The organism is Lacicoccus qingdaonensis, from assembly GCF_900101075.1.
Lineage (GTDB): Bacteria > Bacillota > Bacilli > Staphylococcales > Salinicoccaceae > Lacicoccus > Lacicoccus qingdaonensis.
On record NZ_FNFY01000002.1, the window covers coordinates 160,375 to 182,101 of the forward strand.

Below are 21,727 nucleotides of genomic sequence, written 5' to 3' on the forward strand. Positions count from 1 at the left end.
ATCAGCCCACCGCCCTTTCAAACTTCTGGCGGTCCATCCAGAAGACAATGACGAATAAAATGATTTCTGTGACGGCAATCGTCACTGCCAGCACTGTGATCCCGTTCACGAAAGTAAACTGATCCGACATCGTCAAGTAGTTCTGCACACCGTTCAAAACCGTTCCAAACTCAAAATAATTCTGAGGAAATATATGTGCAGGCAGCCCGAGCACCGTTTCCTCACTGCCGCCCGAATATATTCTGTTGAAAGCCACCAGTAAAAATCCGATGATCATGACAACGATGTCGTGCCTGAATACGAGTGACAGCACTGCATTGATGCGGACGAACAAATAGATCAGAATCACTGTCAGTACACCGGACTGAATCAGAAATGTGCTCAAAGGAATATTAAAGAAGTTCGTCTCCTCCCCGCGGTATCCATCCTGGTAGGCATACTGCGTGACATCCAGGGACAGCGGTCCGAAGCCGTGCAGCAGCCCGGTCACCAATATGAATAAAGTAATCAAAGCAGCCGTCGCAGCCGTCATAATTATGAATACCGTAACCGACTGATAAAAAATGTATTGTCTGAAACCCACCGGCTGACCGGCCTTTATTGTCCGGTGCTTTCTGTCGTCGGTCAAAATCTCACTTGCCACAAAAACAGTCAGGAATAAAATGATCAGCGGGCCGAAACCTGTGAAAAACGAATGCAGCTGCTGGAACGCACTTTTATTGTTGTAAATATGAGTGTTCACATCATCAAGCTCGCCCAGCGCATCCATCTGCTGAAAAATCGCCACCCGTTCAAATTCCTTCATCTGAAAATCACCGGCATATTCATCATCCAGATACTCATTGACATTCTCCATCTGAAATGACGGTGTCCTGGATGTCTGCAGATCGACAAGCCGGTTGATGTCCCCTTCATCGATGGCTTTTAAAAAAGACTGATTCAGTTCATAATTCTGTTTGGCCAAAGAGTATGTATCCACGCCTGTAAAAGAATTGACCGCAATATCCCCTGCATCCAGCCTCGATTCCTTCTGACCATATTCGGCATACGTTTCAAGCTCAATCTGTTCCTTGTCGATGGTCAGGACATTTTCATTATTGGTAACTGCCAAAGATACATAAAGCACAATCCCGATGACAGACAATATGAGCATCAACCTGTTCTTCTTATTGCGTACAATTTTCTTCGCAGTCTCCTTAAATATTGCTAAAAACATCAGCATCCCCCAAATAAATATAAATTTTCAATTTTCAATCAAAATTACATATATTATATCAATTATAGAAAACGCTTTCTTAAAATACAATTACTTCTTTCATTTTTCAGTCTATTCGATTAATATGGTATTAATAGAGGGGTGATTGCGATCGTTCATTTATCGACAGACAAATATATTTCCAAAGCGTCTTTAATAGAGTTTTTCGAACCAAAACAAATTAAAAAGTACGAAGACCGTTATGATGAATTACATTATGCCATTAAAAATTCAGATTATGTCGTCACAGCATGGGAAGACGGCAGACTGATTGGAATCCTCCGCTCCTCGGGCGACAATACTTTCACCCAATATATTAATAATTTTTTAATCCATGATGACTATGTTTCAAGAGGCATCGCATCCAAAATGCTGAATCTATATTTGCAGGAAACGGAGGATGTCGATGATGTTTACATCATCTCCGGCAGAAAAGTGACAAAGTCTTTCACAATCAACTGGTATCTTCATAAAGGCTTCGAACAAATCACTTCCCTCGATAACTTTCATGTATTTCGAAGAAGTAAACAATAGGATCTGCTCACTTGTCACCGGTTCATGCCTGTGAGTGAGCAGATTTTTATTTTGCCTGCTCATCCAGAGTGATTTTCCGACGTAAGTGAGCAGGTATTGCCGCCGCCTGCTCACTCAAGGTGATTTTGACTCTCATGTGAGCAGATTTCATTCAGAACTGCTCACTCAGGGAGTTTTTCCGGCGTAAGTGAGCAGGTGCATAGACGGCAAGCTGTGCAGATGGGGAGTAATCCTTTGCCATCTAAACGGGAAACGGCCTCTGCCGTGCAGATAGACGCCGAACCGACCCCAACTGCACAAAAGACCGCCATCCATGTGCAGATAAGGCCAAATCATTACCTATCTGAACGCACCTCACCCAAATCCCGCCCCATGCGGCTCCTCATAAAACATAATTCAGCCGTCCGGTCTCCATTAATGATAAAATTGTATACATAGTGTTTTATATCAGAAGGATAATTACTATCAATCACGTTACTATGACTGCCAAACGTCTTTTTCTTTACATTCTTGGATTGTTCGTGCTGGCGCTCGGGGTCAGTTTTTCGATCGAGGCGCACCTCGGTGTTTCACCGGTGTCGTCACTCGCCTATGCCTTCACTTTATCTACAGGCATATCCATCGGACTGATGACGATTGCAGCGAATATTATTTTTATTACGATACAGGTGATTTTAAGCGGACGGTTTTATTTGAAAGAAGCTTTCATGCAATTACTGATTACATTCTTATTTGGCTTCTTTATGGATTTCACATTATTCCTCGTGCAGCTCCTGCCTGCACCTGAATCCATGGTGATGCGATGGGTGTTCCTGATCATCAGCCTGTTTGTCATTTCACTCGGGCTGCTCGCCTATTTCAATGCGAAATTCCCTTTGATGCCTTATGACGAACTCACTCATGTCATCAGTGAACGGTTCAATATACAGTTCAGTAAAGCCAAAATCACAAGCGATCTTTTAAATATTATTGTCGCCGGCATCATCAGTCTTATCTTCGTACGGTCGCTCGGCTCGATCGGCATCGGTACTCTGGCGGCCGCATATTTTGTCGGTAAAATTGTCGGCTGGCTGATGAAACATTATCAGGAAGGTCTGCTGAAATGGGTGAACAAAGGCACAAAAGATATTGCCAAGAAGGATTTAATTGAACAAAAATTATTTGAAGAAGATGAGAATGTTTAGATTCACTTAAAAAATCGATCAAAAAAGACAGGCTTATCTGCCTGTCTTTTCCATTTTATATGAAGTAATTTCCGAGAACGCTGTTCACATCGTGGACGACCACAAACGCATTTTCGTCGTATCTCTTGATCAGACGTTTCAGCCTTGTCAGCTGTGATTTATTGATGACGACATATAAAATATCTTTATCCCGTTTGGAATAAAACCCTCTGCCGTCCATGATCGTCACGCCGCGTCTGATCTCCGTATTGATCATTTTACCCAGCACTTCCGGCTTCTCCGAAATGATGGTGATCGCCTTCTTAGGATTCATACCTTCTATAATAAAGTCCATCACCTTGGTCGCAACATACAGCGCGATGATTGTAAGCAGCCCCTGCTCAAGCGTCAGCACCGTCAGCACACCGATGGTCACGATGATGACGTCGAAGAATAACAGTGCATAAGAGACATTGACATCGAGAAATTTATTGGCCATGCGGGCTAAGATCGTCGTCCCCGCAGTTGTCGCGCCGATACGGATGATCAGTCCGATACCGAGTCCGATGAACAGGCCGCCGAAGACCGTGTTGACGAGAATCTCCCCGGACTGGACCTGCCAGTCTTCAGTAATCCATAACATCAATGAAGTCATTGGAATCGTAAGTATCGTATAGTACATCGAACGTTTGCCCAAAAATTTAAATCCAACAATCAGTATGAAAAAGTTGAGCACAAGGTTACTCGCTGCCGTCGAGATTCCGAAAGCATAGTAGAGGATGATCGAAATACCGATGAAGCCGCCTTCACCGAGGTTGCCGGCAATCATGAATGAGTTGACACCTATTGCAAATAAAAAGGAACCCACAATAATTGTCACGAAGTTGATTAAAGTCTGCATCGTTATCTTGGGGTTCCAGGATAACTTTCTCTTTTCAAAATTGGTTTTTCTGAGTTTTTTTCTGATCTTCATCGATATGCCTCCTTTTTATTTGTAATCACCGGTATATCATATAGCCTTCAGTATAATATTTCAACACGGTGAGCCTATGTTGAATTATTCTTACTATTTGCCAAGGTCCAATAAAGTGATTCTGCGCTTCATGACTGTAATCGACGCATCGGCATAATCATGTAGATCTCCGTCAATATTCATATCCTTCAGCCCGATTACGCTAATCTCCACATTTTCAGATATTAAATAGTTCACTTTAGGATGGTCGGCAATTTTACCGGTCACGGCGAGAAACATGATATGAACCGCTTCAACAAGATTGACCGGTTCGATATTGATGATGTGCAGCAGACCATCATCAATTTCAGCGTTTTCTATCAGCCGGGTTAAACTGCCGACAGAAGACATCGTCGTCACTATCGTCAGATGTGCGTCTGTTTCAAATTCCTCATTATCGGTTTTAATATTCACTTTATATTTTTTCAATTTAAGCAGCATGTTGATTCCGGCAAAAAGATAGGCAAATCTGCCAATCTTACTTTTCATACCGGAACCGATTTTTGCGAAAGCTGTCATAAAAGACCCGAGAGCGATCAAGTAGCCTGCATATGTATCATTCATTTTAATCGTATCTGAAGAATATGTATTTTCGGCATCAATCCTGCCGATGGCCTTTTTCGCATCCAGCGGAATCTTATGAACACGCGCCAAATCATTGACCGTCCCCGTCGGGATGATGCCTATCGGTATTTGAAGTTCTTCCAGGCACATGCCTTTGATGACTTCGCCGATCGTGCCGTCACCGCCGGCTATGATGATAAGATCCTTGCCGCACGCATACCGCCTGGTGATTCCTTCAGCTCCATCTTCAGGTGTATATTTGATCATCACCTCAAAATTTTGAGCATTCAACTGACGGATCAGCTGCTCTTCAAGAGAACCATTACGCCGCTGTCCGGCTTTTTTATTTATGATTGCCAACGCTTTTTTCATAAAATCCCCCCTCTGGACTAAGAAAATAAAATTCCCGTACGATTAAGTAAGTCATTCCCGACGACTTAATCGGGTAATCAAGCATATTCCGAGCACACGCCATATTCTCACCGACTTAATCGGATTCCGCCAAATATTCCGAGCATATGCCATATTCCCGTCGACTTGATCGGATTCCACCACATATTCCGAGCATATCATGCATTCTCACCGACTTGATCGCCTCACCGGCAGGTCCGCTCTAAAAAAGACACAGTCCTCTTCTGGACTGTGTCTGAATACTATTGAAACTGCTGTTCTGCAATATTCAGTGCACGCAGCATCGAGGTTTTCTTATGGTGGTGGTTTTCAAATTTCTTTAAAATATCGTCGACAGCGTTTACGCCGCTCACGATATAGTCCCCCTTGTTCAGCATGATGCATTCAGCTCTTGATCCTGCAACCACATCTGAAATTTCAGAGCGTGTCGGGATGCCGCTTTTGACAAGTGATTCCAGAACCTGGGTCGCCCAGATTACCGGAACGTGCGCCGCTTCGCATATCCACAGCAGTTCTTCCTGAATTTCACTCAGTCTTTCATAACCGATCTCGACAGCCAGGTCGCCGCGTGCAACCATGACACCGAATGGTCTTCTCGCACTGCCGCTCGCGATGATGCTCGGTATATTATCTATCGCTTCGGCAGTTTCGATCTTCGCGACCACAGGCAGCTCCGCCTTCTCTTCTGTCAATTCTTTTTCCAGAGCTGCCTCAATCGTCGCGATATCTTCATCTGATTTGATGAAGGAAAAGGCGATGACATCTGCATTTGCCGCTGCGAATTTTAAATCCACGTAGTCTTTTTCAGTCAGAACGGAAAGTCTGATGTCGAGGTCAGGAAAGTTGATCCCCTTTTCCGTCTTCACTTTGACGCCGTTTTCCTTGACGGTTTTCACCGTTTCACAGACAAGGCCGGCGTCCCTGATTTCAACGACTTCCGCTTCAATATGTCCGTCATCGAGTTTCACAAGCTGTCCTTTGTCCACATTGGACAGCACTTCAGGTACGGTCGTATTGATGGCGATTTCTATACCGTTCGACAAGGTCATCGCTTCCTGGTTGGACAGCAGAAATTTCTCCCCGACCTGCAGCTTCGGATTGCGTTTGGATGTGAGCAGATTTTTTATACGGATTTTCGGCCCGCTGATATCTATCAGAATCTGGCAGTTCCGCCCGCTCTCTTTTGACGCTTCCCTGATATTTTCAATCATTTTCTTCCAGACGCTCTCATCATCATGGGCACAGTTGATGCGTGCCATATCCATGCCTGCTTCTATCAGATCACTGACCATTTCTTTATTATTCGCCGCTTCCGTAGGCATCGTCACCAGGATGTGGGTGTTGCGGTCGTCGCTGCCTGCGCCGAATATTTCATCAGTGTGTTTATTCAGCAGATTATAACGGTTTTCAAATGTTTTCATTGAACGGTAATCGATCGATTCATCTTCCAGCTCGCTTCCTGCGACCAGGCTCAATGTTTTAGTGACGGCGTTCAGAGTGCCCATCACATCGACTTCGAGACGTCCGAGTGAGGAGACACCCCAGGGGATCAGTTCCTCCTGAAGGTGTCTCATATCTTTCTGTCTGAAGGCCATGTAGTTTGCCAAATTCTGTGCACTGTCCTGATAAGGCCCGCGAATATCATATTGAAGCCAGGAATTATACAGCTTTTCCCCTTCTTCTGAAACATCCGCCCTCACCTGTAAAATTTCGTTCAACACTTCCATTGCTCTGTTCTGCATAATCTAGCCTCCATTTCAAATTTCAAAAATACCCGCCCTCACATGTGCAGGTAATCAATAGCCGATTTTATACATATAATAGATCAACTGAAAATAACCGATGTGGAATATCGTCCATAGGGTGAACCCTATTCTGTTGTCATAGATGGTTACGCTGTAGCCGATTGCCTGCAGTATGAAATACAATGCCACGGTAATCAGAAAGAAAATCACTGTAATGGCCAGATACCATGACCGTCTGTATACAAACACTGCTTTCAGCAGTACCGCGATGATGATCGAGACGATCAAATGCAGCACAATCTCGAACACAATATTCAATGGCCCCGAATAGATGAAATCCACATTCAATAATAAATCCATCAAAGGAATGCCCGACTGCATCTGTATATATGCGAACATCAGTACAAGCAGCAATCCTGTTATCGTGCCTGTGATGACACCTGAAATAAAAATTTTGTTCATTTTCATGTCCCAATTCCATACAATTTATGGCGTAAAATTTCAAACGGTTTTACATAAACTTCATTTGTAGTATACCATATATATATGCAGCATAAGTTACTGTAAAACGGTGAAATCACAAGATTGGAATGATGGCATGAAGTCACTTTTACCCTTCCTAACATTCAACGGCAATGCGATGGAAGCGCTGAATTACTATAAGGAAGTTTTCTATGATCTGGATGTTGAATATTTGCAGGAGTACGGGCCGGAAACTCCGGAATTGACGGGGAAAATAATGCAGGCGGTCATCTCCCTGAACGGGCAGCAGATTATGCTGAACGACAGCAGCCTGCCTGAAGAGTTCAACTTCACCCCGAGCATGTCATTTTATATAGAATGCAGGGATTTGAATGAAATAGAACTGTATTACAGAAAATTAAAAAGGAATGCCGCAATACTGGTGCCGCTCGACGAATACGGCCCCGGCCGCCATTTCGCCCACGTCCAGGACCGGTTCGGATTATCCTGGCAGCTCAATTTCAGCAAATAAAAAACCGCCCCTCTTTTCAGGGGCGGTTCATTTTATGATTACAAGTTGATGATGCTTACCAGTCTGCCTACGAAAGACTTTTTAGTCTTTTTCTTATTATCAAGTTTTGCATTGTTCATAGCGATTGTCTTATACTCTTTGATTTTTAAATCTGCTGAATAACGATCTGATGCGAACATTTGATTCACACTCCTTATTTTGAAATTAATTTTACTCACAGATACTTGTACGACTTATCTTCACTTATTACAATATCAGTAACACCAATGCTTTTCAAGTTTTATGTGATTTAATTCCTAAAGTTATTCTATTTATAATATTAAGATAATTCAAATATAAAAAAGAAATTTTTATAAAAATATTTCATTCGAAATCCGCTACATTTAAATTATTACCGTATTGTGGATATATATTCATATTGTTATCGTTTTCATGTATTATTGAGTGAATTAAAGATTCAGCCGTCGTTTCCCATTCATTCAAACGATGAAATTGGTAGACAATTGGAATCGTTCCCATCATATATTTCCACAAAAAAAGAGGCATACCTGCCTCATCCGGATCTACTAATTTTTATTTTTAAGAATGGCCACACTCAGCTCATGACCGATTTTAAATTTTTTATCCTTATAATTCTCATTCAGATGCCTGTCGATCTTTTTAAGCGTTTTTTGACGGTGTTTCTTTTTGAATTCCACCAGACCGCGGTATGTCCCGAGCCTCCGGCTCAATTCCCAACGGTCATATTCAACCTTGTAATTTCTCTTATACAGATCTTTGATATCGAAATTATGGTCCTGCCATTCCTTTATCCACCGGACAGGAAAGTTGCTGATAAGATTTTCATTTTTTTCTTTATATAATCTGGAATCCACTTTATATTTTTTTCTTTTATGATTGATGATTTTCATCGTCTCTTTGATCACGTCGGTTTTTCTTTCAAAATGGATATCTGCGATGATCAGACAGCCGTCCGGTTTCAAAATTCTTTCCACTTCTGCGATTGCTTCTGTCCGTCTGAACCAGTGCCACCCGCTGAGGACAAAAACGATATCATATGTTTTTGAAGGCAGTCCGGATGACTCGGCACGTTTTAAGTTGAAGTTCACTTTATTATTATCTTTAAATTTCTCTTTGCCGTAATCGATGAATTTCTCCACCGGATCGACTGCATCCACAATGCCGCCTTCTGCACTCAATAGATCACTCAAAAACCCCGGACCTGAACCGAAGTCGGCAATTTTCGCACCGGAAAAATCGATGCCTCTGGCTTTCAGACCTGAAAGAAGCTCATCCGGGATCGTTTCACGATTACTGATATATTCTGCAGCAATACCATCGTATATCGCACTCATACTTTTCACCTCAACATTATAATATCATCATTAATATTGTTATCATAATGTAAAGGTCACATTAAAATTGTAAATTAATACTGGTTTTCAAGCAATCGCTTCATTTCCTGTATTTTTCCGGCATGAAGGCCCTCATGTAATATAACAAAGCCGGCAAGCTCATAGCTTGTCTTCATGCCCATGAACGGCTCTGGCAGCGGTTCTTTAAGGCTGTCTTCACTCAGCCCTCCGTATTCTTTCTGCTGCTGATCAAGCAATGTTTTGATCTCATCCACCGACGGCGTTTCATCATCGAAGTCATCCGGGCTCGTGCCGGTGCCGAAATACTTTTTAAAGCGTTTTTCCACATCATCATTTTTACCCAGCAGCCTGACGAGTTCAGATTCCATAAGCGCGATGACATGGCCGAACTGCCAGTGCAGATTGTTATTGAATCCGGCAGGTACGATATCCATCAGATCATCGTCTGTATCTTCCAGGTGATACTTGATCCATCCTCTGACTGATTTTAATTGAAATGTAAGTAACTCTTTTTGCATAATAATCCCTCTTTCTTTATCATAGTGACAGTATTTATTTATATTATACCTTTATTTAAGCATGAAGCGAGGAGGTTGATTTTATGACTAAAACTTTACTGGTTCTAATACTCATGGCTGTATTGGTTTTTGTGCTCAATTTCGTCTTCGGAATGATCCCGATGATTGCCGGATACAGTCTGCCGCTTGCACTGTTTCTTGGAATCTCTTTGGGATTTTATATATATACATTGATAGACAACAGGATCGGATAGGCGGAAACGCTTGATTATTTCGGCAATCGGAATATAATTATAGGTATTCTATTTATTTAGGGGATAGGTATCTATGTCATCACACAATGAACAGAGACCGGATTACAGACTGATCATCATTCTGCTTTCCGGCGCTTTTGTCGCTTTTTTATCCAATACTTTTTTAAACGTTGCGCTGCCGTCGATCAAAGATGAGTTCGGCGTAACGACGTCGACCGTCCAGTGGGTGACGACGGCGTATATGCTGGTCTCGGGCATCGTTGTCCCTACGACCGCATTTTTAATGCAGAAATTCAGTGCCCGTAAGTTATTTCTGACTTCCATACTCCTGTTTCTCCTGGGAACGGCAGTTGCGGGCTTCTCACCGACATTCACGGTCTTGATTCTGGGACGCATGCTGCAGGCATCCGGCTCTGCAATTTTAATGCCGCTGCTTATGAATGTGATGATTACGAGCTTCGCACCGGAGAAACGCGGAACAGCGATGGGCGTATTCAGTCTCGTCATGTTTTTTGCCCCAGCCATCGGTCCGACACTTTCAGGTTTTGTCGTCCAGACATTATCGTGGCACTGGCTCTTTTATATGATGATTCCCATCTTGCTTATAGTGCTTGCAGTCGGATATTTCCAGCTGCCTGAAGTCGGGAACAAATATAATGCCAAACTGGACATTCCTTCAGTGATACTCTCCACCATCGGTTTCGGCGGTATCCTTTACGGTTTCAGTGCTGCCGGAAACAGCGGCTGGGCTTCATTTGACGTGATGCTCACATTGCTTGTCGGAATCATTGCCGTCTATATATATGTCATGAGACAGACGAAGATGGAAAGCCCGATGCTCGATTTCAAAGTGTACACTTTTCCGATGTACAGACTGTCCGCCATCATCATCGGCGTAAACAACATGGCGCTTTTCTCCGGTATGATACTGATGCCGATTTTCTTGCAGGAGATCCAGGACGTTTCACCACTAGAGACAGGGCTTTTATTACTGCCGGGCGCACTTATAATGGGTCTGCTCAGTCCTTTGTCAGGGAAACTTTTTGATATATTCGGTCCGCGGAGACTTGCGGTCACCGGCCTTGCCATGGCGGCTGTCACAACATTTTTCTTCAGCCGTCTTGAAATCGATACCGGATTTGGATATCTGCTCACCGTCTATGCGATCCGGGCAGTCGGACTGACACTCGTCAACACACCAGTCATGACAAACGGCATGAACGACCTGCCGGCACGCCTGACGCCACACGGCTCATCCCTTAACAGTATGCTGCAGCAGGTCAGCGGTGCAGTCGGCACAGCACTCCTGATCACCATCATGCAGAACTGGACGAACTTCAGGCTCTCAGGAATCGCAGAACCGACATCGGCACAGATGAACCAGGCGATGCTCGACGGCATCAATCTTTCGTTCTTCATCGCGTCCGTGCTGCTGTTCATCTCAATGGTGCTGTCGTTCATGCTGAAACGTGTGACAGCCAAACAGACGATCCAGCCAGGGCTGACCCGGGCAAGGGTCATCGAACCCGACACACTCAACAAAAAGAAGTAGAATCCGCACCGGATTCTACTTCTTTTCTATTCTCCCGCAGCCAGTTCAGCGATTTTAACGATGACCTGTGCTGATTTTTCCATATCATCAGCCGAAGCATATTCGAATTTACCGTGGAAGTTTTCACCGCCTGTAAAGAGGTTCGGCGTCAGCAGCCCCTTATAGGATAACTGGGAACCATCCGTTCCTCCCCTCACCGGCTTGATATCCGGCGTAATGTTCAGCGATTCCATCGCACGGCTTGCGTTTTCCACGATATGCATCTTCGGTTCAATCTTATCTCTCATATTGTAGTACTGATCTTCCATATATAAATCCACACGGCCCTCACCATATTTTTCCTGCAGCATCTTCACATTCGTTTCCATCAATGTCTTTCTAGCTTCAAAATTTTCCTTATCGAAATCACGGATGATGAACTGCGCATTTGATTTTTCCACGTCGCCTTCTACGCCGACCAGGTGAATAAAGCCCTCATAGCCGGATGTGTATTCAGGAGTATCATGTTCATCGAACTTGCCGATGAATTCCGCAGCCATTCTGCCCGCGTTGATCATTTTGCCTTTTGCGGTGCCCGGGTGGACGCTGTTGCCTGTGAACGTCACTTCTGCACCTGCAGCATTGAAGCTTTCATACTGCAGTTCGCCGATCGGGCCGCCGTCGACGGTGTAGGCATATTCAGCTCCGAAAGCTTCCACATCAAATTTGTGCGGTCCCCGTCCGATCTCCTCATCAGGCGTAAATCCAACGCGGATTTTGCCGTGTCTGATTTCAGGATTGTTCTTCAGATGCTCCACCGCAGTGATGATTTCAGCGATGCCCGCCTTGTTGTCCGCACCGAGCAGCGTCGTGCCGTCGGTCGTAATCAGTGTATGCCCGATATACCTTTTCAATTCGGGATATTCATCCGGTGACAGGGCAATATTTTCAGATTCATTCAAAACGATGTCCCCGCCTTCGTATTCAACGACCTGCGGTTTTACATCCGTACCCGTAAAATCGGTTGCGGTATCCACATGCGCCAAAAATCCGATGACCGGCACATTTTCCACGTTTGCAGGCAGTGATGCAAACAGATACCCTTCGTCATCCAGTGTGATCTCTTCCAGTCCGATTTCAACAAGCTCTTCTTTCAATGCTTTCAATAAGTCCCACTGCTTGTCAGTGGAAGGCGTCGTTTCACTGGATGCATCCGACTGCGTATCATATTTTGCATACCGCGTCAGTCTCTCAATCAGTTTGTCTTTCATTCCGATTCACTCCAATTTGCTTTTCTTTCATTTTATCATAAGCACTATCACTCTTATTTGAATTGACACATGTTAAAATAAGGTAAAACAGTGGAGGTAAGCTATGGAACTTGGAATCAACACTTTTGGTGATGCGATATTTGACCCTCAGACAGGCAGGACGATCAGCCACGGCGAAAGACTGAGCAACCTTGTGGAAGAAATTGAAATGGCAGATAAGGTCGGGCTGGATATTTTCACGGTCGGTGAACACCACCGGGAGGATTACGCGGTGACATCTCCGGATGTCGTCCTTGCCGCAGCGGCTTCACGGACAAAGAACATAAGACTGTCGAGCGGCGTGACAGTGCTGTCGTCCGATGACCCGGTCAGGGTTTACGAGCGGTTTTCCACGTTGGACGGCCTTTCGGGAGGACGGGCAGAAATCATGGCCGGACGGGGTTCATTCATCGAATCATTCCCGCTTTTCGGCTACGACCTGAATGACTACAATGAATTATTCGACGAGAAACTGGATCTTTTATTGACACTGCAAAAAGGCGGCAGGATCAATTGGAACAGCAATATGAGAGCGTCCCTCCAGGATGTTGAAATTTTCCCGAAGCCGATGCAGGATGAAATTCCGGTCTGGATTGCGAGCGGCGGCACACCGCAGTCTGCAGCAAGGGCGGCACAGATTGGCCTGCCGCTCGTACTCGCCATCATCGGCGGCAGCCCGTTCCAGTTTTCGAGAGTCGTCGACTTTTACAGACAGATCGGCGCCGAGGCCGGCCATTCCGGAGATCAATTGAAAGTCGGCACGAACAGCCACGGATTTATCTGGGATACGGACCAGGAAGCAAAGGACATGTTCTTCCCGGCGATTTCACAATCGATGACGAATATCGGCCGTGAACGCGGCTGGGGTGCCTATTCAAGAGACAACTACGAACGGATGATCGAGCCCGACGGCGCCCTTTATATCGGCAGCCCGGAAACAGTCGCTGCCAAAATCATCGAGTTGAAAAAACGCATGGGCATCGACCGGTTCACACTCCAGACACCTGTCGGCACAATGCCGCATGAACAGGTTTTAAGAACCATCGAGCTGTTCGGCACGAAAGTCGCCCCGATTGTCAGGGAAGCAGTGAAAGAGATGGAGGAAAAATAAAAGGAATCCGCAATTGAATCGCAGATTCCTTTAAATTTAAGTTCTGCACCGCTTCGTGCGGTGCATTTTTGATTTAAATCTATTCTTCAACCCTGACCAATTCCGCTTTGACCACCTGATACTTCGTCAATTCAACCGTCTGTCCGGATTCATTTTCAACAGGAATGAAATCATTCGCAATACGTGAATATATCCTGCTGATCGGCCCCTTCACCTCCACATTTTTAAATACTTCACCCGTCGAAACCGTAATATCATAAACGTGTATTTTCTTTGCCATAATATCCCCCTTTCCGATTTAAATGAAGCACTTTCATACTTTTGTCCATTTTACCATACAGTCAGTATACAATCTTCCATTTCAATGAAAAATCGCACGCTCATTATAATTCAGAGCCGTGCGATCTTTATTTTAAGTAAAATCTGTTGTCAGGCCCGCTTCCAGTTCATGGCGTTCAACTGCAAGAGTGATCAGACGGTCAACGAGTTCTCTATAGCCCACACCCGACACTTCCAGCAGTTTCGGATACATGCTGATGCTCGTGAATCCTGGGAAGGTATTCACTTCATTTACATAAATGCTCCCGTCTACACACAGGAACATATCCACTCTCGCCATACCTTCACAGTCGAGCGTTTCGAACGTTTTCAACGCAACATCCTGCAGATTTTTAACCGTTTCCTCATCCACTTTCGCAGGAATCTCAAGTGCTGCACCGTTTTCATCCGTATACTTTGACTCATAGGAATAAAAGCCGTCATCCGGAATGATTTCACCCGGCACCGATACGAACGGATTTGAATTGCCGAGTACGGACACTTCGACTTCGCGGCCTTCGAGCGCACTTTCCACGATCACTTTTGTATCATACTTGAAAGCAAGTGCCAGCGCCTCAGAGAAACTGTCTTCATCTGTCACTTTGGATACGCCGACAGATGATCCCTGATTGACCGGTTTTACAAACATCGGCAGACCGAGCTTCTGTTTTACTTCGGCAAAGTCCACATCATCTTTTTCATGATGTTTGAAGAGAATGCCCTCTGCAACTCCGATGCCTTCAAGTTTCAACAGACGTTTCGTCATATCCTTGTCCATGCATACCGCTGAACTTCTGATGTTGCATCCGACATACGGAATTTCCGCAATCTCAAGCAGCCCCTGCACCGTGCCGTCCTCTCCGAATGTACCATGAAGGACCGGCAAGATGACGTCCAGTTTCACGTCGGCAGGAAGCCCTGCAAGCTGTCCGGATGGACGTACCGTGAGTTTATTGGCAGTCTCGTCTACACTCAGATCGGCAATCCGTTCATTACCGGGGGCATGAAGCCACTTCCCCTCCTTTGATATATGGATCAGGGTGATATCATATTTATCCTTGTCCAGCACTGTTAAAATACTTTCAGCAGAGCGCATTGAAACTTCATGCTCCGTCGACTTTCCGCCATACAGCAGGCCGATATTTAATTTTGTCAATTGAACCACTCCAGATTGTTAAGAATCTCTATTTCATTTAACACAAAACTTTTCTCAATCATATTAACACATTACCCATTTACAGTCGCTGAATTTTATCATTTCTCCGTCAAATAAGCATTCGTTTACATTCAAATTTACAATATGTAATTGTAGCTTCATATAAAATTAATAATCTTTCATTACAATGGTTGGTACGGTATATGAATTACACAACAGTTATTGTCTTACAGGAAGGATGTTATTTATTTTGAAAATACTTGTCACCAATGAAGATGGCATATTTTCAGCCGGCGTGATCGCATTAAGCGAACTGCTCAGCCACTTCGGTAAAGTTACAGTCATCTGCCCTCAGAACAGTGACTACATCAACAATTTGAAGTCCTCACTCAACAGGCCGCTCAGCCTGAAAAAAGTGGAATATTCGGATGCCATTGATGCTTATACTGTAGATGCCGCGCCTTCGGAATGTGTCAAACTCGGCATTGAGGAGATTACCGACGGCTATCCCGACTTCGTATTCTCGGGCATCAACCTCGGTGCAAATGTCGGTCGTGATGCTTTTAAATCACCTTCCACAAGAGCGATAGAAGAAGCATTCCTGCATGACATACCGTCGGCTGCCATCGCCATTAACGAATTCAATGCATGCAATATCAACTTTTCTAAAATAAAAGACACCATATATGAACTATTGTCATACATCATGACTAAAACTCTGCCGGGCCGGCCCGTCTTTAATATCAATATACCAAACGAGACAAAGTCCAATATAAAAGGACTCAAAGTCTTGCCGATGGATACAAATGTCTCAAAATACAAGTTTAAAAAACTGATATCTCTCGATTCGGACATTTATTATTTCCTTGAAGATACTAAAGACAGCTTCCAGTATAATAAACGCTCCGATGTTTTCTACATACAGCAGAACTTCATTACAGTCTCCCCGATCGTACTCAGAAACACATGCGATAATGATATTGAAAACTATCAGAGCTGGTTCGAAACGCTCCATCATGAATCTGCACAATAAAAAAAGGTGACCGGCAGCTGCCGGTCACCTTTTTTTTATTATATTATTCGTTTGTATTCACATCGATTTTCTTATAAGAACGCAGTATGAATCCTACTATAACAACCAGAACAATTAAAACAATGATTGAGCCGGCATTGAGTCCGAATCCATTGATCCAGACAAAGCCGAGTCCACCGGCAAATACAAGATAAAATGCGGTCGGAATCAGAAGCTTGGCAATAATCGTTCCCTCTTTACCAATCATGCCGACAGCTGCACTTGCAGCAACGACGTTGTGCACACAGATCATGTTGCCTGCGGCACCGCCTACAGCCTGAAGTGAGACAATGATAAGCGGGTTCGCACTGATTTCATCTGCAACACCGAACTGGAACAGTCCGAACATCATGTTACTGACTGTGTTGCTTCCTGCTGCAAAAGCCCCCAGCGCACCGATAGTCGGAGAAATCAGCGGCCAGCTGTCACCGAACAGATTTGCAGCAGCCTGGGCAAGAACGAGCGGCATGGATTCAAGTCCTGAACTGTTGACTCCTGAATTGATGAAAACCTGTACAAGCGGTACAGAGACAATCAATGCAGCCATCGCGGACAATATAGTTTTTCCTGACACTTTGAACGCATCACCCAATCCGCCCATATCGAGCTTATGGATCCAGCCGGTCAATATCGCAACGACGATAAATACAACACCAGGAATCATCAGCGGTGAAAGACTGTGTTCTATGCCTGTTCCAAGAATATCATCGAATGCAACCTCCCAGCCTGACAGCAGTGCATTCAGACCGAGCCCCTCGATTCTTGTCACTACCAGCAGCAGTGCCACCAGTATATACGGGAGCCATGCCTTGAACATTGAAATATCTTTTGGTGCTCTCGGCTCACTCTTCATATCACTGATCCATGATTCATCCCAACTTTCACGCGGTTCAAAATCAAAGGTATCCTTCGGCATAAGGAATCCTTTTCTTGCAAGCGGGATGACAATCGCCAGACCGACAAGCCCGCCGAGCAGTGATGGAAACTCCGGTCCAAGGAAATTTGCAGTCAAAGAAAACGGGATGACGAAAGACAATCCTGCAAATATCGCAAACGGCCATACTTTCAAGCCTTCAAGAAAACTTTTATTCTTACCGAAAAATCTCGTCAGCATCGCTGACATGAACAGTGGGATGAATAGTCCAACCATCGCATGGAAAATGGAGACCTGTCCGCCGACATTAAATATGAACGAAGACAATTCCATGCTTTCTCCATCAAGAAACGAATTTACAACAGGCTGATTTTCAAGGCTGGTGTTCACACCGACGAGAATCGGTGTACCGACTGCACCATATGACACCGGTGCCGACTGCAGCATCAGTGCAATCATTACAGCCGCAAGCGCCGGGAAACCGAGTGCGATCAGCAGTGGACCGACTACTGTTGCCGGTGCGCCCCATCCCGCAGCGCCCTCAAGGAAAGTACCGAACAGCCATGCGACGATGATCGCCTGCACACGTCTGTCGGGAGATATGCTCGTGAATGATGCCCTTATGGTGTCTACGGCACCACTTTCTTTCAGAACATTGAGCAGAAGCACCGCGCCAAATACGATGACACCGACTTCCAGGGCGGTCATCACCCCTTTGATTGAAGCCGCCGTTATTTCGACTGCCCCCATCTGCCAGCCGAAAAAGGCAACCAGGATGGTGATGATGAAACTGTAGAACATCCCTTTTTTAGCCGACCATCTCATTATGACCAGAAAAAAGAAAATGGCTAAAATAGGTAAAATACTTAAAAATACCAGCATGACACTGCCCCCTTTATTTATAAGTTCTAAGTTCAGTCGTCTGATGACCGGATGACTTTATTGTATGTCGCCATTTTATGTAATCGCTTTCCAAATGTCAATTGTTTTTTTACATATAAAAGAGAATCTCTGTGAGAGATTCCCTAATAATGCGTCAGCAGCAGGTCCTCGACTTCTTTCAGATGTCTGTACATGCCTGCGCCTGCTGCTTCCTCATCTTTATCCTTTATCGCTTTTAAAATCAATTTATGTTCATCATAAATCTTCTGGATGGATTTTTTCGTTTCATATAACCATATTCTTCTGGTCTCTTTCATCGTACGGATCATCGTATCCGAAACATCTTCCATCAGATTGATCAGCAGCGGATTGCCTGTCGCTTCCGCAATCGCCATATGAAAATCATAATCCGCCTGCTCGCCGAGCTCATTATTCTCCACAGCCGTCCACATTGTCTTGAGGGTATCCTCCATTTTCTTCAAATCATCCGCATCTGCTCTTTCACATGCGCTTCTTGCACACCCCACTTCTATGATCTTACGCAGGTCAAGAAGATTTGCGATATCCGCTTTTGTGATGATTTCGAAGTTCTGCTCAAAACCCAGCGGCATCTGCTGATTGATGAACGACCCGTGCCCGTGCTTCACATGGATGATATCCAGCACTTTAAGCCTGTTCAGCGCTTCCCGGATAGACGCCTGTGAGACACCGTAGGAATCTGCCATTTTCGTAATCGCAGGCAGCTTGTCGCCGGGCTTCAATTTTCCCGACTTAATTTCCGACAGGATGATATCAGATATCTCTTCATATATTTTTTTCCTTGCAATACTCACTCAAATCACATCCTGTAGTGTTTTTTTGAATTCAATAATAGCACAGACTTCAAATAATTATATAAATATATTTTGCAGTGATGCTCGTCATAATATTTTATTCCGGTCATAAAATGCTTCCTTGTCCATGCTATAATAATATCCACAATTATAATGTAAAAGAGGTTGTTTCAGTGCGGAGATTCTTTTCTTATTATACGCCATATAAAATGTTATTTTTTGTCGATTTTTTCTGTGCGGTGCTGGTCGGACTGCTGGAACTCGCATTTCCACTGATCGTCAATCTGTTCATAGATGAACTCCTCCCTTCAGGAAATTGGCAGTGGATTCTTTTTGCATCTGCCGGACTGCTGCTGGTCTATGCGTTCAATACTTTCATGCAGTTTATCGTTACATACTGGGGCCACATGCTCGGCACGAATATCGAACGGGATATCCGTAATGATCTTTATGCCCATATTCAGCGGCTGTCACACAGCTTTTTCGATAATACTAAAACCGGTAAACTGCTGACGCGCCTGACAAACGACTTGATGAATGTCGGAGAGATGGCCCACCACGGCCCTGAAGATTTATTCATCGCGGTCATGACTCTGCTCGGTGCTTTTGGTGTCATGTTATCCATACATGCTGAACTTGCGGTGATATCTTTCATCATCGTGCCGTTCATTCTGATCATCGCGATCTACTTCAATAAAAAGATGACAATCGCATTCAGGGAACTGTTCTCACGGGTTTCAGACTTCAATCATATGATTGAAGATAAAATCGGCGGTATCCGTCTTGTCCAGGCTTATGCAAATGAAGACCGTGAAATGGACAACTTCAGAAAACTGAATGAAGCGTTCAGGGCAACAAAATTGAAAGCCTATAAAATCATGGCGCTGAATACTTCGTCCACATACATGCTGATGCGTCTCGTTACGGTATTCATACTGATTGCCGGTGCATACTACACGATGCAGGGCGAGCTGACATTCGGGGAATTCGCAGCTTTCATACTGATTTCAAATATTCTGTTCAAACCGCTTGAGAAGATCAATGCCGTGATTGAACTGTATCCGAACGGCATTGCCGGATTCAAGCATTTCACCGAAATATTAAGAGAAGTGCCGGATGTACAGGAAAAAGAAAATGCGGTGCCGCTGACAGATGTGCGCGGTCATATAGAATACGACAATGTGACTTTCGGTTATGAAGCGAAGAAAGTTCTGAATAACATTTCTCTCACGATTCATCCGGGCGAGACGATTGCCTTCGTCGGTCCGAGCGGTGCCGGAAAAACGACACTCGCCGCACTGCTTCCAAGATTTTACGATGTGTCCGGCGGCGGGATCAGAATCGACGGCACAGATATCCGTGACTACACACTGCCGACACTCAGAGAAAATATCGGCACCGTTCAGCAGGATGTGTTTTTATTCTCAGGCACTCTCAGGGACAACGTCGCATACGGAAAACCCGACGCGACAGACGAAGAAGTTTATGATGCCATAGAAAAGGCGCAGCTGAAATCACTCGTCGACGGCTACCCGAGAGGACTCGATACAGTCGTCGGCGAACGCGGTGTCAAACTTTCCGGCGGCCAGAAGCAGCGTATATCAATTGCCCGGATGTTCCTGAAAAACCCGCCGATCCTCATTTTGGATGAAGCGACAAGTGCACTTGACACTGCGACGGAACTGGAAATTCAAAAAGCGCTCAATCTGCTGTCAAAAGGCCGTACGACACTGGTCATCGCGCACAGGCTCGCAACCATCAAAAATGCAAATCGTATTATGGTTGTAACAAATGATGGTATTGTAGAAAGTGGTACACATGAAGAACTGTTGAATATCGACAATGGCAAGTACAGGGCATTGCATGATGCACAGTACAGGTTTTCATAAAATAAAACCGTCAGATTTTGTGATTAAAGGAGAGATTTATATGATTATCGGCTATCAAGGTGTTGAGGGCAGCTATTCCACAGTTGCCTGTAAAAACTTCGCAGATGGGAAAAATTATGAGTCCAGAGGCTATCTGACTTTCAAATTACTGGTCGAAGCCCTGCAGAACGGCGAGGTCGATTACATTGCCCTGCCCGTCGAAAATTCGACAAGCGGGCCCATCACAAGAACGATCGATTTGATGAAGTATTTGGAAGTTGAGGCAATCAGCGAGATCTACGTCAAGATCGACCACGCTTTGATCACTAAAAACCCGGTGGAAATGTCGGAGATTACGAAAGTCTATTCCCATCCGGAAGCACTCGAACAGTGCTATACATACTTGAGTCAATATCCGAATATTGAAGTGCTCGAGTTCCAGGATACTGCCGGCGCCGTCCAGATGGTCAAGGAATCACCGGATGAAACGCTCGCAAGCATCGCAGGCAGCCATGCTGCAAAGCTGTATGACATGTCCGTGATCAGGGAAAACATCAGTGACAATCCGCTCAATACGACACGGTTTTTATTTTTCAAAAACAGGAACGGCACTTCATCCGAGTTTAAAAATAAAACCTCCTTATACATCGAAACGGATCACAGCACCGGTTCCCTGAATGAACTTTTAAGCATTTTCAAGGAAAATGACGTCAACCTGGTCTATCTGATGTCGAGGCCGATCCAGAACAAACCGTTTTCCTACGGATTCTTCATCGATGTCGAAAGCGGCATCCAGGAATCGGGTCTTGCGGGTGCGCTGGACACAATTACATCCAGAGGCGCCTATGTCAATGTACTCGGCAGTTTTGAACGGGGCAGGATTCCATCCTACGACGGCATCGTTGAAAACTGACGGATGGATTAAATCATTCGGTAAAGGGTATTT

The 21,727-nt window shown here is 44.7% G+C and carries 22 protein-coding genes; 9 read left to right on the plus strand and 13 right to left on the minus strand.

Going from position 1 to position 21,727, the window contains the following annotated elements; translation table 11 throughout:
- Position 1 precedes the first annotated feature (1 nt).
- The gene (locus BLR15_RS02275; protein ID WP_092984260.1) at positions 2-1,216 is read right to left on the minus strand and encodes a hypothetical protein; all 1,215 of its coding nucleotides are present in this window, start codon (positions 1,214-1,216) and stop codon (positions 2-4) included.
- Between the two features lie 141 nt (positions 1,217-1,357).
- Between BLR15_RS02275 and BLR15_RS02280 the strand changes: the two genes are divergently transcribed.
- Together BLR15_RS02280 and BLR15_RS02285 are read left to right on the plus strand one after the other, a co-directional pair.
- Entirely contained in the window at positions 1,358-1,789 is a 432-nt protein-coding gene (locus tag BLR15_RS02280) for a GNAT family N-acetyltransferase (RefSeq protein ID WP_176754029.1), read from the plus strand.
- Between the two features lie 479 nt (positions 1,790-2,268).
- Complete coding sequence (locus tag BLR15_RS02285; protein WP_176754030.1) at positions 2,269-2,973, plus strand: YczE/YyaS/YitT family protein; 705 nt, start codon at positions 2,269-2,271, stop codon at positions 2,971-2,973.
- A gap of 55 nt (positions 2,974-3,028) precedes the next feature.
- Here BLR15_RS02285 and BLR15_RS02290 read toward each other — a convergent pair whose 3' ends face one another.
- From BLR15_RS02290 to BLR15_RS02305, 4 genes are all read right to left on the minus strand, one after another.
- Positions 3,029-3,925 carry a YitT family protein gene (locus BLR15_RS02290; RefSeq protein ID WP_092984264.1) on the minus strand — a complete coding sequence of 299 codons (897 nt, stop codon included), beginning with the start codon at positions 3,923-3,925 and terminating at the stop codon, positions 3,029-3,031.
- Positions 3,926-4,018: 93 nt separating this feature from the next.
- Positions 4,019-4,900 (minus strand): diacylglycerol/lipid kinase family protein, encoded by an 882-nt coding sequence (locus tag BLR15_RS02295; RefSeq protein ID WP_092984266.1) that lies wholly within the window; start codon positions 4,898-4,900, stop codon positions 4,019-4,021.
- Between the two features lie 281 nt (positions 4,901-5,181).
- Positions 5,182-6,681: a pyruvate kinase gene (locus tag BLR15_RS02300; RefSeq protein ID WP_092984268.1), complete on the minus strand. Its 1,500-nt coding sequence runs from the start codon at positions 6,679-6,681 to the stop codon at positions 5,182-5,184.
- Positions 6,682-6,735: 54 nt separating this feature from the next.
- Complete coding sequence (locus BLR15_RS02305) at positions 6,736-7,146, minus strand: hypothetical protein (RefSeq protein ID WP_176754031.1); 411 nt, start codon at positions 7,144-7,146, stop codon at positions 6,736-6,738.
- 136 nt (positions 7,147-7,282) lie between these two features.
- Here BLR15_RS02305 and BLR15_RS02310 point away from each other — a divergent pair, with 136 nt between their 5' ends.
- Positions 7,283-7,678, plus strand: coding sequence for a VOC family protein (locus BLR15_RS02310; RefSeq protein WP_092984272.1), 396 nt, complete (start codon positions 7,283-7,285; stop codon positions 7,676-7,678).
- Between the two features lie 38 nt (positions 7,679-7,716).
- Here BLR15_RS02310 and BLR15_RS13960 read toward each other — a convergent pair whose 3' ends face one another.
- From BLR15_RS13960 to BLR15_RS02325, 3 genes are all read right to left on the minus strand, one after another.
- The gene (locus tag BLR15_RS13960) at positions 7,717-7,857 is read right to left on the minus strand and encodes a hypothetical protein (protein ID WP_176754032.1); all 141 of its coding nucleotides are present in this window, start codon (positions 7,855-7,857) and stop codon (positions 7,717-7,719) included.
- A 387-nt stretch (positions 7,858-8,244) separates the two neighbouring features.
- Complete coding sequence (locus BLR15_RS02320; protein ID WP_092984276.1) at positions 8,245-9,033, minus strand: class I SAM-dependent methyltransferase; 789 nt, start codon at positions 9,031-9,033, stop codon at positions 8,245-8,247.
- 74 nt (positions 9,034-9,107) lie between these two features.
- Positions 9,108-9,572, minus strand: coding sequence for a DinB family protein (locus BLR15_RS02325; protein WP_092984278.1), 465 nt, complete (start codon positions 9,570-9,572; stop codon positions 9,108-9,110).
- 83 nt (positions 9,573-9,655) lie between these two features.
- Here BLR15_RS02325 and BLR15_RS13965 point away from each other — a divergent pair, with 83 nt between their 5' ends.
- Together BLR15_RS13965 and BLR15_RS02330 are read left to right on the plus strand one after the other, a co-directional pair.
- The gene (locus BLR15_RS13965) at positions 9,656-9,826 is read left to right on the plus strand and encodes a hypothetical protein (protein ID WP_176754033.1); all 171 of its coding nucleotides are present in this window, start codon (positions 9,656-9,658) and stop codon (positions 9,824-9,826) included.
- Positions 9,827-9,899: 73 nt separating this feature from the next.
- Positions 9,900-11,378, plus strand: coding sequence for an MDR family MFS transporter (locus BLR15_RS02330; RefSeq protein ID WP_092984280.1), 1,479 nt, complete (start codon positions 9,900-9,902; stop codon positions 11,376-11,378).
- A gap of 26 nt (positions 11,379-11,404) precedes the next feature.
- Here the strand turns inward: BLR15_RS02330 and pepT are convergent, their stop codons facing one another.
- Positions 11,405-12,628, minus strand: coding sequence for a peptidase T (pepT, locus tag BLR15_RS02335; protein WP_092984282.1), 1,224 nt, complete (start codon positions 12,626-12,628; stop codon positions 11,405-11,407).
- Between the two features lie 103 nt (positions 12,629-12,731).
- Between pepT and BLR15_RS02340 the strand changes: the two genes are divergently transcribed.
- On the plus strand, positions 12,732-13,778 hold the full coding sequence (locus BLR15_RS02340; protein ID WP_092984284.1) for an LLM class flavin-dependent oxidoreductase: 1,047 nt from the start codon (positions 12,732-12,734) through the stop codon (positions 13,776-13,778).
- 79 nt (positions 13,779-13,857) lie between these two features.
- On the opposite strand, the gene BLR15_RS02345 is transcribed toward BLR15_RS02340, so the two are convergent.
- Positions 13,858-14,058: a hypothetical protein gene (locus BLR15_RS02345; RefSeq protein WP_092984286.1), complete on the minus strand. Its 201-nt coding sequence runs from the start codon at positions 14,056-14,058 to the stop codon at positions 13,858-13,860.
- Positions 14,059-14,190: 132 nt separating this feature from the next.
- Positions 14,191-15,252 carry a D-alanine--D-alanine ligase family protein gene (locus tag BLR15_RS02350; protein WP_092984288.1) on the minus strand — a complete coding sequence of 354 codons (1,062 nt, stop codon included), beginning with the start codon at positions 15,250-15,252 and terminating at the stop codon, positions 14,191-14,193.
- Between the two features lie 250 nt (positions 15,253-15,502).
- Here BLR15_RS02350 and surE point away from each other — a divergent pair, with 250 nt between their 5' ends.
- Positions 15,503-16,285 (plus strand): 5'/3'-nucleotidase SurE, encoded by a 783-nt coding sequence (gene surE / locus BLR15_RS02355; protein WP_176754034.1) that lies wholly within the window; start codon positions 15,503-15,505, stop codon positions 16,283-16,285.
- Positions 16,286-16,328: 43 nt separating this feature from the next.
- On the opposite strand, the gene BLR15_RS02360 is transcribed toward surE, so the two are convergent.
- Both BLR15_RS02360 and BLR15_RS02365 read right to left on the minus strand, forming a co-directional pair.
- Positions 16,329-18,080 (minus strand): L-lactate permease, encoded by a 1,752-nt coding sequence (locus BLR15_RS02360; protein ID WP_092984292.1) that lies wholly within the window; start codon positions 18,078-18,080, stop codon positions 16,329-16,331.
- Between the two features lie 143 nt (positions 18,081-18,223).
- A complete protein-coding gene (locus BLR15_RS02365) occupies positions 18,224-18,913 on the minus strand; it encodes a FadR/GntR family transcriptional regulator (RefSeq protein ID WP_092984294.1) in 690 nt (229 codons plus the stop codon).
- Positions 18,914-19,026: 113 nt separating this feature from the next.
- On the opposite strand from BLR15_RS02365, the gene BLR15_RS02370 reads away from it, so the two are divergent.
- Together BLR15_RS02370 and BLR15_RS02375 are read left to right on the plus strand one after the other, a co-directional pair.
- The gene (locus BLR15_RS02370; protein ID WP_092984336.1) at positions 19,027-20,802 is read left to right on the plus strand and encodes an ABC transporter ATP-binding protein; all 1,776 of its coding nucleotides are present in this window, start codon (positions 19,027-19,029) and stop codon (positions 20,800-20,802) included.
- 40 nt (positions 20,803-20,842) lie between these two features.
- Positions 20,843-21,694, plus strand: coding sequence for a prephenate dehydratase (locus BLR15_RS02375; RefSeq protein WP_092984296.1), 852 nt, complete (start codon positions 20,843-20,845; stop codon positions 21,692-21,694).
- Positions 21,695-21,727 lie beyond the last annotated feature (33 nt).

What these genes read in the sequence shown, in the direction of transcription:
- BLR15_RS13965 (WP_176754033.1), top strand. Translation starts at nt 9,656, where the DNA reads ATGACTAAAACTTTACTGGTTCTAATACTCATGGCTGTATTGGTTTTT.
- BLR15_RS02325 (WP_092984278.1), bottom strand. Translation starts at nt 9,572, where the DNA reads ATGCAAAAAGAGTTACTTACATTTCAATTAAAATCAGTCAGAGGATGG.
- BLR15_RS02320 (WP_092984276.1), bottom strand. Translation starts at nt 9,033, where the DNA reads ATGAGTGCGATATACGATGGTATTGCTGCAGAATATATCAGTAATCGT.
- BLR15_RS02300 (WP_092984268.1), bottom strand. Translation starts at nt 6,681, where the DNA reads ATGCAGAACAGAGCAATGGAAGTGTTGAACGAAATTTTACAGGTGAGG.
- pepT (WP_092984282.1), bottom strand. Translation starts at nt 12,628, where the DNA reads ATGAAAGACAAACTGATTGAGAGACTGACGCGGTATGCAAAATATGAT.
- BLR15_RS02370 (WP_092984336.1), top strand. Translation starts at nt 19,027, where the DNA reads ATGCTTCCTTGTCCATGCTATAATAATATCCACAATTATAATGTAAAA.
- BLR15_RS02285 (WP_176754030.1), top strand. Translation starts at nt 2,269, where the DNA reads ATGACTGCCAAACGTCTTTTTCTTTACATTCTTGGATTGTTCGTGCTG.
- BLR15_RS02360 (WP_092984292.1), bottom strand. Translation starts at nt 18,080, where the DNA reads ATGCTGGTATTTTTAAGTATTTTACCTATTTTAGCCATTTTCTTTTTT.
- BLR15_RS02345 (WP_092984286.1), bottom strand. Translation starts at nt 14,058, where the DNA reads ATGGCAAAGAAAATACACGTTTATGATATTACGGTTTCGACGGGTGAA.
- BLR15_RS02330 (WP_092984280.1), top strand. Translation starts at nt 9,900, where the DNA reads ATGTCATCACACAATGAACAGAGACCGGATTACAGACTGATCATCATT.
- BLR15_RS02310 (WP_092984272.1), top strand. Translation starts at nt 7,283, where the DNA reads ATGAAGTCACTTTTACCCTTCCTAACATTCAACGGCAATGCGATGGAA.
- BLR15_RS02295 (WP_092984266.1), bottom strand. Translation starts at nt 4,900, where the DNA reads ATGAAAAAAGCGTTGGCAATCATAAATAAAAAAGCCGGACAGCGGCGT.
- BLR15_RS02305 (WP_176754031.1), bottom strand. Translation starts at nt 7,146, where the DNA reads ATGAACAAAATTTTTATTTCAGGTGTCATCACAGGCACGATAACAGGA.
- BLR15_RS13960 (WP_176754032.1), bottom strand. Translation starts at nt 7,857, where the DNA reads ATGTTCGCATCAGATCGTTATTCAGCAGATTTAAAAATCAAAGAGTAT.
- BLR15_RS02340 (WP_092984284.1), top strand. Translation starts at nt 12,732, where the DNA reads ATGGAACTTGGAATCAACACTTTTGGTGATGCGATATTTGACCCTCAG.
- BLR15_RS02290 (WP_092984264.1), bottom strand. Translation starts at nt 3,925, where the DNA reads ATGAAGATCAGAAAAAAACTCAGAAAAACCAATTTTGAAAAGAGAAAG.
- BLR15_RS02275 (WP_092984260.1), bottom strand. Translation starts at nt 1,216, where the DNA reads ATGTTTTTAGCAATATTTAAGGAGACTGCGAAGAAAATTGTACGCAAT.
- BLR15_RS02375 (WP_092984296.1), top strand. Translation starts at nt 20,843, where the DNA reads ATGATTATCGGCTATCAAGGTGTTGAGGGCAGCTATTCCACAGTTGCC.